Below are 11,155 nucleotides of genomic sequence, written 5' to 3'. Positions count from 1 at the left end.
TCATGACCTTAGGATGGGATGGATGGGTTACCTAACCATATCCAATCTCCCCTTGAGAAGAAAAAAATTCCTTTTAGCCAATCCTATCTGTTATAAGAAGAGGTAATTATTAATTATTAATTATTCATTATTCATTATTGAACTCATGTCACAAGCAAAATATTGTAGGGACTTTCCATGAAAGTTCTCTACTGTAATCTAACAAAATGAAAACTGGTTTAAACTAAAACCTTTGTCTGGCAATAACCCAGTATGTAATATGAAATACGTTAATGTTTGCTACCAAAGATTGATGGGGAGATGGGAAGATAGGGAGATAGGGAGATAGGGAGATTCGTATATTTGCACAATTTTTTGTATTTCATATAAATATTTCTGTCCAGGTACTTACAAGCTATCAAATTTTTAGTCTAGTTATGATAACTTTAATATCTTTAATCAGAGACTTTCTTAAGAAGTAAATTATAGTAGTTTTATTGATAAAAATTATTAAGTAATCAATCTAAATAAAAGAAATTTTATCAATTAAGTAGGTATAATTTTCATAGAAAATTTTTCTATAATTTTTGGAATTTTTGTCTATAATTAGAAATAGTAACATAACCAGTAGATAGATGACTGTAGACTGTCAAGCAATAAGCCATAAAAGAAATGGTTGAATGTATTTATTTAGCTAGGTATTTGGTGAATATGTCTAACAATGATCGAGAAGATAAAATTCAGGTACATTTTCAATTAACTCGTGGTAACTGGGAACGTTTCCAAGTAAAGTGTAAGGATAACGGTGCTTCCATATCAGAAGTTCTACAGTTGTTAGTTGAGCTTTATTTAGCAGAAGAAATAGATAATTATCAAAATTTTTTATCAGTTGGTTTGGAAACTAAAATTGATGCAGAAATAGGAAAGTATATAGGAAATAAATTGGATAGGTATATAGATAAATACATAGAAAAAAAGTTGATTAAAGGGATTGAAAAAATAGATAAGACTGAAGAATTAGTCACTACTAAAAATAAGAATAAATTAATTAATGTAGGAAATAAAAGCGAAATAGTTAGAGATAAATATCAAGATAAAAAAATATTAATAAAAGAAATAATTGATAAAAAAGAAGTTAAAAAAAATCAATTTAACAATGAGGGTAAAGAATTAAAAACTGCACGAGAGCTGGGAGAATTGTTCGGTTGTTCTCCTGCGTATATAACGACTCTTAACAGATTAGGTGATTTAGAAAAAAGAGGGTGGAGAGATTCTGGAAAGAGACAAGGTAAAGCTATTCTTTATCAACAGATATAAACCTTTGAAGTGACAATACTTTGAGAAAATTATACCTGTTAAATGAATTATTGATGGGTAAGAGAGTGTTTGTCAAATTGGTATAATTATAGCGGCTTTCACAAATGTAGACTACAGAAACAAGATAAGTATATTTTAAGTTTGATAAGTTACAGACCTGATAGTTGTATTCTATCTTAATGAAAGGCTATATAAATGGATTTGAGATAATCTATTGGCAAAATATCTACCTTTCTTTCCTACAACATTTTTTTCTTTCTTGCTTAACTAAATATAGCGTTTATAAAGTTAGTGAGGTACAGTTTTTTTTCTTCTTTTCTATCACCATCGAACCAGAATTACTACTCCCTACTTCGTACAGACGTTGCATGCAACGTCCCTACCTAATCCGGCGCAACAAACCAATTTTGTACCTCACGCTTTTTGGGAATTGCTGTACTAAATTAGTAAATATTTACTATAAATCCCTATTCTCAGTTAATGTTCCAGTTTTTAGCTGATAGCTAGTTATACTATTTATAAAATTATAAAAAGTAATACTACACTTGGAAACTGCCAAAATAACCATCAAAATAACAAATCTTATATTATTAAACAATTACATCACGTCAATAAATGGTATCTATAAATATAAATTCCAAGTAGATAAAAATTTTTGAGAATTGGTATTAATTTGATAAGTAGAGATATTTTTGGTAAACATCTCTACTAGAAAAGGTTCTATTTTATCTTTTCCTGTATGAGTTTAATACCCAACTATCACTGGAAGTTTCTACAAGTTTTTGTGGTTTGTAGAAGTGGAGCGACTTTTGTTGAGTATCCCCCATTTTTATGTCTGATAACTGTTAACTGTTTCAAGAAATACCTTGGGAAATAAAACCTGCCCAATAATAAGGATGAGTAAATGGAAAATTCTGCTGACAAAACCATGATAACTTTTCTTTTTCTTGTTGGATTTTTTCTGGATTTTCGTCTCTCTTATATTGCTCTAGATATTCTTCTAATTGCTTTTTATAACTCCTAAGTTGAGTTCCTGTCAAATACCGAAGTTTATTTTGAGCTTTTTGTAATGCTTCAGAATGCTTATGCTTATATTGTTGGCGATTTTGATAGTAGAAGAGACAAAATAATGCTGTAGTTAAATCTTCTACTGACCATAATGAACTAATTATATGACGGGCACCTACACTAAGAAAAGCAGTAGCAAATGTCAGGATATCGTCGGAAATTTTAGTTTCATTTGTGTTAATTTCGCAACTAGAAAGAAAGACGTCAAATAATTCAGGTAACTGCCAAGTAAAAATTTGACTCAGAGGTATATACCCATCAAATAATTTCAGTTTTGATGCTAAGGGGTTAACTATATTTGCACTAGAAAGGTGACTGGAATGTAGCACTTGTACTTGTTGAATAAAGTTTTGGTAATTATTAATTGTTGCTTGGCTATATTGCAGACGCTTTTGGGGAGAAATTAAGTGCATATTTGCTATATTTTCGCATTCATATCTTGTATAAAACTTATTATCTATAGGAGTTTCCACAATGCCCATTTTACGGGGATTATAAATTAGCGATTGCTCTGAACAATAATTGAGAATTTGACAACTAGGTACGACTCTTAAACGGAAGTAATCACAAAAATATTTGGTTTCTTTTTCTCTAATAATTGGTAAGGCAGCATAAGGTATTTGATGTAAGTATAAATGAGGAACTATAATTAATTCTTTCGCCTCAGCTAGTTGTTCAATCAGTTGATTTAATTTCAATCTATTTGCTAATTCTGAGAGAAAAATATTCATCTGATTATGCCACTCGCTGCGATTTTTGCCATAGAGTTTTAACCAATTATGATGTATCCAATTCTGTAGGTTTTCAATTCCTTCTCCTTGGCAAATATGAATATTAATTTGCTGCTGAGTCAGAATAAATATATAGGTATTGTTTCTAGTGGAATAAAAATCAAGAACAGCAGTTTCCTCATCTTTAACTAACTGCTGAATTTCTGCGAAACTTAGGTATGTAACTTGTAATTGTTCTGCCAGTACACGATTACTACTCCGGATTTTTTCCCAAAGTTGTTGTTGTTTTTCTCTCAAGACAGCGATTTTTTCTTGACAAAAAAAATTAACCGGATACAACTCTCCTGATTCATCAATTAGGTCATACTTTTGACTGTCTTGAGTGCGTCTTACATTCTGTTCGCGGAGCGTTTCCGCAGGAAATGAAGACCTCAGAATTACGCACTCGCTTTTGAATTTTAAATTTTGACTTTCAGGAAGTGGTTGACTCTTGGATTCAATTTCTTTGATGATCAACTGACTTCCTACTGTTGTATGTTTATTAATTCTATTAAAATCAAAATTTAGCTGATTAATTTGTTGTTGTAGATCATAATATTCTTCTAATTCTGGTGATTTTTCCTCGTCTTGATAAATGTCATTAATAGTTATTAACTCTACTAAACGACGGGAGCGTGAAGCTTCTACATATTCTAATGCTTGTTCATATTTTCCAATATTGACATGACATTCTACGATGTTGCCATAAATATAAATTGATTCGGCTAAAATCTCTCGGTAAGATGATTCACTTTTTGCCAAACTTTGAGTTATTTCTAGCAAATTAATTGCTATTTGATAACTTTCAATAGCAAGTTGCCAGTTTTTTTGCTTAAATTCTAAATCTCCTAATTTTCTAGAAATTTGTAGACACTCTAGTGGAAAATTTTCTACAGTAAAAATCTTTAATGCTTCTTGATATGCTCTAATACCTAAGTCAATATTTTTCTGATAATTAGTAATATCTTCTGTGTCTTTGTAACTATAAGCATCTCCAAGATTTTTTTGAATCATCCCCCACCATAAAGTAAATTTTTCTGGATTAATAACTTCCAGCGCTTGTTGATAAAATTTAATTGCTAGTTCGATATTTTCAGCTCTTTTTTCTGTTTCTCTGTTTAAGTAGGCAGTGCCGAGATTAATTGAAACGATAGCCCAATCTAAGAGATTATCTACAGTAAAAATTTTTAACGCTTCTTGATAAGCTGCTATTGCTAATTCAATATTTTCGCCGACTTTTCCTTTGACTCTATTTAAGTAAGCTATGCCAAGATTTTTTTGAATCTTTGCCCAGTAGTTAGGTTGATTTTCCTGATTAATAACTTGTAATGCTTGTTGATAAACGTCTATTGCTAATTCAATATTTTCCTCTAAATTTCCTGTAATTCTATTGAGATAGGCATTGCCTAGATTACTTTGAATTATCCCCCAATCTAGAGAATTTTCTGATTGAGTAATAATTTCTAGTGCTTGTTGATAAGCGTCTATTGCTAATTCAATATTTTCCTCTAAATTTCCTGTAATTCTATTGAGATAGGCATTGCCTAGATTACTTTGAATTATCCCCCAATCTAGAGAATTTTCTGATTGAGTAATAATTTCTAGTGCTTGTTGATAAGCCTCTATTGCTAATTCAATATTTTCCTCTAAATTTCCTGCAATTCTACTTAAGTAGACATTGGCTAAATTATTTTGAATAGTTGCCCATTTTTGAGGGAAGTTTTCTTTGGTAATAATTGGCAGTGCTTTTTGATAAGCAGCGATCGCTTCCTCAATATTCTTGATTTTATCTCCTTCAATTCTATAGCTATAAGCATTGCCTAAATTAATTTGAGTTATTGCCCAATCTAGAGAATTTTCTGATTGAGTAATAATTTCTAGTGCTTGTTGATAAGCCTCTATTGCTAATTCAATATTTTCCTCTAAGTTTCCTGCAATTCTACTTAAGTAGACATTGGCTAAATTATTTTGAATAGTTGCCCATTTTTGAGGGAAGTTTTCTTTGGTAATAATTGGCAGTGCTTTTTGATAAGCAGCGATCGCTTCCTCAATATTCTTGATTTTATCTCCTTCAATTCTACAGCTATAAGCATTGCCTAGATTATTTTGAGTTATTGCCCAATCTTGGGGATTATCTTCTTTATCTATTAGGTTCAATGTTTGTTGATAAATTTCTATTGCCTGTTCAATATTTTCAGATTTTTCTCCATAGATTCTATTTAGGTAGGCAATACCAAGGTTGTTTTTAATACTTACCCAATTATGGGATTGAGAAGAATTTTCGTAAACAGTTAATGCTGTTTTATAGCCAGTAATTGCTATTTCTAAGTTATCTGCTTTGTTTCCAAGGGGAATTTCTTGGATATGGTTACTGAAGTTAACTATATCTACAGCAATTTGATGAGCTTCTTCTGGTTTTGTTTCTTTTAAAGTTGAGGTTGCCCAAGTTTGCAAGGTTTCTACTAAACCTTGGTCTAATTTGTTGAGGTTTTCTTGCAAAATAGGGTGAATAATTTGAGGATTGTTTTTACTTTCGTGGGTTGCTTGTAATACCTTGGTTAAGAATTCTAAATATTCTAAAGGGGTTGCTGTTGCTGAGGTGTTTTCTGTAATTGAAATTTCTAATTTTTCTGATAGTTGTACTGCTAAGGTAAGTAGGATTTCTTTAACTTCTTGGTTTCCTTTTTCTCCTGATTTTTGTGCCACCATTGTTATTGTTTGGAGTAATCCTTTATCTAATAATTCTTGGTTGCTTGTTAGGATTTGAGCTGTTTTTTCTGTGGGGGTGCTTAAGAGTTTTTGAATTAGATTTATATAGGTTTGGATGCGGTTTTGATTCATTATTTTGTTTGCTTTTTCTGTACCAGTCTTAATACTTAGGTAGTACGGTTGATTACTTCTGAAATCCGTAAAGTATATGTAATCTTATGTCTGATTAAATATTTGCGACATTCCCAAGAGTCTGTTCATTTCATGAAGCACTCGGGAAAATCGGATGTCGGAGACTCTCTCAATTTTTTCCTTAATTGTTGCGACATTCCCAAGAGTATCTTCATTTCATGAAGCACTAAAAAAAATCGGATGTTGGAGACTCTCTCAATTTTCTCCTTAATTATTGCGGATGTCGCAAGAGTCTTTTCATTTCCTGAAGCACTAAAAAAAATCGGATGTTGGAGACTGCCTCAATTTTTTCCTTAATTATTGCGGATGTCGCAAGAGTCTTTTCATTTCCTGAAGCACTAAAAAAAATCGGATGTTGGAGACTGCCTGAATTTTCGACGTTGCTGAAATGTAATGGTAAGTAGCTGAAGGTAAAATTGAAAAACATATTTTTAGCGTTGATACTTAATCTAAAAATCATTACAACTCAGCAACGCCCAATTTTCTCCTTAGTTATTGCGACATCCGCAAGAGTCTGTTCATTTCCTGAAGCTCCGGAAAATCTGATGCAGGAGACTCTCTCAATTTTCTCCTTAATTAATTATTGCGATATCCGCAATAGTCTGTTCATTCCCTGAAGCACTCGAAAATCTGATGTAGGAGACTCTCTCAATTTTCTCCTTAATTAATTATTGCGATATCCGCAACAGTCTGTTCATTTCCTGAAGCACTCGAAAATCTGATGGAGGAAACTACCTCAATTTTCGACGTTGCTGAAATGTAATGGTAAGTAGCTGAAGGTAAAATTGAAAAACATATTTTTAGCGTTGATACTTAATCTAAAAATCATTACAACTCAGCAACGCCCTATTTTCTCCTTAATTAATTATTGCGATATCCGCAATAGTCTGTTCATTTCCTGAAGCACTCGAAAATCTGATGTAGGAGACTCTCTCAATTTTCTCCTTAATTAATTATTGCGGATGTCGCAATAGTCTGTTCATTTCCTGAAGCATTCGAAAATCTGATGTAGGAGACTACCTCAATTTTCTCCTTAATTAATTATTGCGGATGTCGCAATAGTCTGTTCATTTCCTGAAGAACTCGAAAATCTGATGTAGGAGACTACCTCAATTTTCTCCTTAATTAATTATTGCGGATGTCGCAATAGTCTGTTCATTTCCTGAAGAACTCGAAAATCTGATGTAGGAGACTACCTCAAGTTTCTCCTTAATTATTGCGGAGTCTGTTCATTTCCTGAAGCACTAAAAAGATAAATATTCTCAAACTTTGTTTAATTCATATTTTCTTCAACTCAATCCTTAATTTGTTCAGCCATCCACTGCATATAAGGAGCATAACCTGAGACGATTGGTAGACCAATTATTTCTGGTATTTCGTCAGAATGTAATTCTCTTAATTTTGATTCTAGGATGTCAAACTTATCTAAATCTGTCTTAATTAATAAATTATAGGAATCTTCTGAACATAACTCTCCTTCCCAATTATAAATTGAGTGAACTGGAAAGATATTTACACAAGCTGCTAATTTTGATTCTGCTAAAGATTTTGCAATTACCTTAGCTTCATCCAGAGAAGGAACATTTACAAAAACAACACCATAATTAGTTAAACTCATAACTTTATTTTGAATTTTCTTTGAGTTTTTAGTTGATTTATATTGAATTTAGTCAAAAGCTGAATTATGTGGCACTAGCAAAACTAAAAGACAGTTTTCTTGATGTTGGTAAAATTGTATTAACTAACTCTGCTTTTTCTAGATTTGCACCATTGACATCCTCCCGACGCTGCTATACGCGAGACAGCGCGGGATTCCCGCTCCATCGCTGTTAGGGGCTTTCTGCCTCATAGCACCTGCCTTCTGGGATTTGATCCCTTCGGGTCTAAAGGCGCGCTCCACAGACTGACGCTGCGAGTCCCGCAGCCTTCGAGCGTGGGCGTTCCCTTGCGTCTTACGCACCCCGCGGGTTCCCATCCGCAAAATGTTAATTGCAGCGTTTATGTCCCTATCATGCTGAGTTCCGCATTCAGGACAATCCCACTCTCTAATACTTAGAGGTAATTTTTCTACTACATGACCGCAATTAGAGCACCCCTTAGAACTCGGAAAATATCGGTCAATTTTGATTAATTCCCGTCCATACCATTGAGCTTTGTATTCTAATTGCCTAACTATTTCTGCCCAGTTAGCACCACTTATTGCTCTAGCTAACTTGTGATTCTTGACCATGTTTTTTACTGCTAAGTCCTCAACTACTATCGTTTGGTTTTCTCTAAGAGCGTTGGGTAGTTAGCTTATGGGTATAGTCAAGCCTTGAATCTTTAATCTTGCCGTGTATCTTGGCCACTCTAAGCCTAGCTTTTTGATAATTATTAGTTCCTTTGGTTTTTCAATAAGCGAGATTTTTGAGCTAATCTTAATTTTTTGTGTAACTTTTGAAGATTCTTTGGGTTGGCAACTTTTTCTCCATCACTGGTAGTTATTAAACTGGTAATCCCTAAATCAATGCCTAAAAGTTTCTTACTCGGCTTAAGTTTCAAATCTCTGGTGTCATTAACTCTCAGAGATACAGACCATCTACCACTAGGCTCAAGTTTAACAGTAATTGTACTAGGTATACAACCTGGTGGTAGTTGCCTGCTCCATCTAATGGGTAATGGTTCTGCACCCGATCGCTAAATAGACTTGGCCATCTTTCCATCTGAATGCTGATGAAGTAAATTCAGCACTACCACCCCATACGCTTTTTCTTGAAGTTAGGATATTTGGCACGCCCGCTCAAAAAGTTAGTGAAAGCTGTTTGTAAATGGACTACCGCCTTGCTGCAATGGAACACTGCTTACTTCTTTGAAGAAATCTAAATCTTCTTGTTTTTTCCAGTTCGTCAGCATAGTTGAGGTTTGCTTGTAGCTGACTCGCTCTTTGTTCTCATACCAAGCTTGAGTTCTTGCAGAAGCGCGCTTTGTTGTAGACCAGGCGTACACAACCCAAAGTTCTCCTCAACAGATTTTCCTGTTCTGGAGTTGGGTAAAACCTAAATTTGTACGATGCATCAACCATTTACTGTTTGCTTTTCGACTTTGACATTTTAACAGATTATGTGTAAAACCGCCACATTTATTGGCATTCATCCCGGCGCTCCCCTACGGGAGAGCGCGGGTATAAATGCCAACATTTAGATAAATGTTGCTTCACTCAAGTCAGCTTCACTCAAGTCAGCTTCATAAAGTTTACTCCAATTCAAATTTGCTCTGACTAAATTAGCTTGTGTTAAATTTGCCCCTGTTAGATCGGCTCCATTTAATTTTATATTCCGCATAAAAGCTCTGCTAAAATTAGTTGCTAGTAAGTTTGCTTCTGCCAAATTTGCTCCATTCAACTTCGCTTCACTAAAGTTAACTCCATTTAAGTCTGCTGCTCTTAAATCTATTCCATTTAGGTAAGCTCTTCTGAAATTAACTCCTGTAAGTTGAGTATCAAATAATCTAGCTGCTATTAGTTTTGCTTCGTACATATTAGCCCAATTAAGGTTAACACCTGTAAGATTAGATTCTCGCAGATTAGTAGATTCTAAAGTGGCGCTGCATAGATTAGCATTCGATAGATTAGACCCTCGAAGGTTTGCACCTGTAAGATTAGCGCCAGTTAAATTTGCTCTAGGCAATTTTGATTTTACTAAAAAAGCTCCACTAAGATTCGTTTTTGTCAGGTCAGCATCAGCTATTCTCGTTTCACCCATTTTGGCAAAGCTGAGGTTAGCCCTATGTAATAATGCTTGATTGAATTGAGTTTTTGTGAGAAAAGCTCTGCTTAAATTTGCTCCTGTTAAGTTAGTTTTGGAGAAGTTGACTCCGATAAGAATTACTCTTCTCAAGTCAGCTCCGGTTAAATTCAGGCCACTAAAGTCTCTTTCTCCTTGTTCGTATCGCTGGAGTAGTTCTTGTTCTTTCATGGCTATATAATTTCCCAATTTATATAAATTAAGTTATTAAATCTTACTTAATATCTTATTACAGCTTTCTCAATTTATAATTAGTCAATTGTATTACAAAATGTTTTTATGGCTTGACATTTTGCTTGGTTGTTATTCTTTAAGGATAGTTTTGAGGTGGAATTAGTTAGTTGTTGAGAGAGAAAGTATTATGATAAGTTTTGGGAGATTGATTTACTGTAAATTATGCTGTTATATATTCTTGTTCTGATACATATCATTGAACAAGTTTTTAGGTATATACCGAAATTTATTGAGTTTAAGTGTGATGTTAAAATTCATTAAGAAATATAGATTTATTGTTTAAATATCTTTCGATTAAGATAATTGCTACAATATCATCTATTGGTTTGGGGGGAATTCGCATTCCTGGTGGAATTAGACGTATAAATCCTTGAGGGGGATATATTTGCCAGTAGCGATCGCGAGCTTCTAAGCTAGAATAGCGTTCATCTATTTTTATTATTGGTATTTTTTCTGGGATAATCTTTTTGAGGTCTTGTTCCCAGATTTCTGATGTGGTTTGGTCGCCTATGACAATTAAATTAATATCAAATTGTTGATTTAGTTGTGTAATTGTTGTGGTAATTTTTGGAGATTCTACGACTTGGTGATAATGCAATTTCCTGTTTTTATCCATAATTGCAATCCCACATTTATCACGACCGGGGTCAAATCCTAAAATCATTTTTTAATATTTATATTGTTTGTTTGTAGTCAGATTAATACTGTCTAATTTCTGTTGATAATTTTTTATATTATATTGTACCAGGCGCGATAAATGTTTACTACAAATAATATAGAGTATTGATTATAATTTTTCTGTTTTTGTCAAAACTTATCGATCTAATTCAGCCAGAAAATATACCATTCTATTGCTTTTTTTTCGGTTCTTCTTCCTTCTTCCCTTTTGTGTTTCTTTTTTTACCGAAAAAATAAGGTTTAAAGCCTCTCCTAATTAGGAGAAAAAGCGGTCGGAAAGCGCAGCATTCCGTCAGGATGGGATGGCGAGGTCTCCTCGCTTGCCGACCATCGACCAAGACAGCGGTCGGCAAGCGGAGCATGACCTAGGATGGGATGGCAAGGTTTACGTTCCCTCCGGGACGCTACGCGTTTCATGTCGCTCCG

General features: G+C 33.7%; 10 protein-coding genes and 1 pseudogene. 2 read left to right on the top strand and 9 right to left on the bottom strand.

Going from position 1 to position 11,155, the window contains the following annotated elements:
• Positions 1–690 precede the first annotated feature (690 nt).
• Complete coding sequence (locus tag F6K22_RS17070) at positions 691–1,296, top strand: hypothetical protein (RefSeq protein WP_293100127.1); 606 nt, start codon at positions 691–693, stop codon at positions 1,294–1,296.
• A gap of 854 nt (positions 1,297–2,150) precedes the next feature.
• Here F6K22_RS17070 and F6K22_RS17065 read toward each other — a convergent pair.
• From F6K22_RS17065 to F6K22_RS42195, 5 genes and pseudogenes are all read right to left on the bottom strand, one after another.
• Positions 2,151–5,975 carry a CHAT domain-containing protein gene (locus F6K22_RS17065; RefSeq protein WP_293100124.1) on the bottom strand — a complete coding sequence of 1,275 codons (3,825 nt, stop codon included), beginning with the start codon at positions 5,973–5,975 and terminating at the stop codon, positions 2,151–2,153.
• 1,354 nt (positions 5,976–7,329) lie between these two features.
• Positions 7,330–7,653 carry a divalent-cation tolerance protein CutA gene (cutA, locus tag F6K22_RS17060; RefSeq protein ID WP_293100121.1) on the bottom strand — a complete coding sequence of 108 codons (324 nt, stop codon included), beginning with the start codon at positions 7,651–7,653 and terminating at the stop codon, positions 7,330–7,332.
• Positions 7,654–7,791: 138 nt separating this feature from the next.
• Positions 7,792–8,301, bottom strand: a pseudogene (locus F6K22_RS42205) (RNA-guided endonuclease TnpB family protein); the annotation flags it as partial.
• Positions 8,302–8,308: 7 nt separating this feature from the next.
• Positions 8,309–8,383 carry a hypothetical protein gene (locus tag F6K22_RS42200; RefSeq protein ID WP_363273753.1) on the bottom strand — a complete coding sequence of 25 codons (75 nt, stop codon included), beginning with the start codon at positions 8,381–8,383 and terminating at the stop codon, positions 8,309–8,311.
• 25 nt (positions 8,384–8,408) lie between these two features.
• The gene (locus tag F6K22_RS42195; protein WP_363273751.1) at positions 8,409–8,543 is read right to left on the bottom strand and encodes a hypothetical protein; all 135 of its coding nucleotides are present in this window, start codon (positions 8,541–8,543) and stop codon (positions 8,409–8,411) included.
• Here F6K22_RS42195 and F6K22_RS42190 point away from each other — a divergent pair.
• The gene (locus F6K22_RS42190; protein ID WP_363273757.1) at positions 8,488–8,715 is read left to right on the top strand and encodes a hypothetical protein; all 228 of its coding nucleotides are present in this window, start codon (positions 8,488–8,490) and stop codon (positions 8,713–8,715) included. The two genes, F6K22_RS42195 and F6K22_RS42190, sit on opposite strands and share 56 nt — an antisense overlap.
• Before the next feature lie 107 nt (positions 8,716–8,822).
• Here F6K22_RS42190 and F6K22_RS42185 read toward each other — a convergent pair whose 3' ends face one another.
• From F6K22_RS42185 to ruvX, 4 genes are all read right to left on the bottom strand, one after another.
• Positions 8,823–9,020 (bottom strand): hypothetical protein, encoded by a 198-nt coding sequence (locus tag F6K22_RS42185; RefSeq protein ID WP_363273755.1) that lies wholly within the window; start codon positions 9,018–9,020, stop codon positions 8,823–8,825.
• Positions 8,965–9,096, bottom strand: coding sequence for a helix-turn-helix domain-containing protein (locus tag F6K22_RS42180; protein ID WP_363273748.1), 132 nt, complete (start codon positions 9,094–9,096; stop codon positions 8,965–8,967). The genes F6K22_RS42185 and F6K22_RS42180 overlap by 56 nt, the downstream gene beginning before the upstream one ends.
• A 115-nt stretch (positions 9,097–9,211) precedes the next feature.
• Entirely contained in the window at positions 9,212–9,988 is a 777-nt protein-coding gene (locus F6K22_RS17050) for a pentapeptide repeat-containing protein (protein WP_293100118.1), read from the bottom strand.
• Positions 9,989–10,298: 310 nt separating this feature from the next.
• Positions 10,299–10,715, bottom strand: coding sequence for a Holliday junction resolvase RuvX (gene ruvX / locus F6K22_RS17045; protein WP_293100115.1), 417 nt, complete (start codon positions 10,713–10,715; stop codon positions 10,299–10,301).
• Positions 10,716–11,155: the final 440 nt, after the last annotated feature.

Origin of the sequence: Okeania sp. SIO2F4 (assembly GCF_010672385.1) — a bacterium.
Lineage (GTDB): Bacteria > Cyanobacteriota > Cyanobacteriia > Cyanobacteriales > Microcoleaceae > Trichodesmium.
This window is presented reverse-complemented; position numbering and strand designations above follow the sequence as displayed.

What these genes read in the sequence shown, in the direction of transcription:
- F6K22_RS17070 (WP_293100127.1), top strand. Translation starts at nt 691, where the DNA reads ATGTCTAACAATGATCGAGAAGATAAAATTCAGGTACATTTTCAATTA.
- F6K22_RS17065 (WP_293100124.1), bottom strand. Translation starts at nt 5,975, where the DNA reads ATGAATCAAAACCGCATCCAAACCTATATAAATCTAATTCAAAAACTC.
- cutA (WP_293100121.1), bottom strand. Translation starts at nt 7,653, where the DNA reads ATGAGTTTAACTAATTATGGTGTTGTTTTTGTAAATGTTCCTTCTCTG.
- F6K22_RS42180 (WP_363273748.1), bottom strand. Translation starts at nt 9,096, where the DNA reads ATGGTTGATGCATCGTACAAATTTAGGTTTTACCCAACTCCAGAACAG.
- F6K22_RS17050 (WP_293100118.1), bottom strand. Translation starts at nt 9,988, where the DNA reads ATGAAAGAACAAGAACTACTCCAGCGATACGAACAAGGAGAAAGAGAC.
- ruvX (WP_293100115.1), bottom strand. Translation starts at nt 10,715, where the DNA reads ATGATTTTAGGATTTGACCCCGGTCGTGATAAATGTGGGATTGCAATT.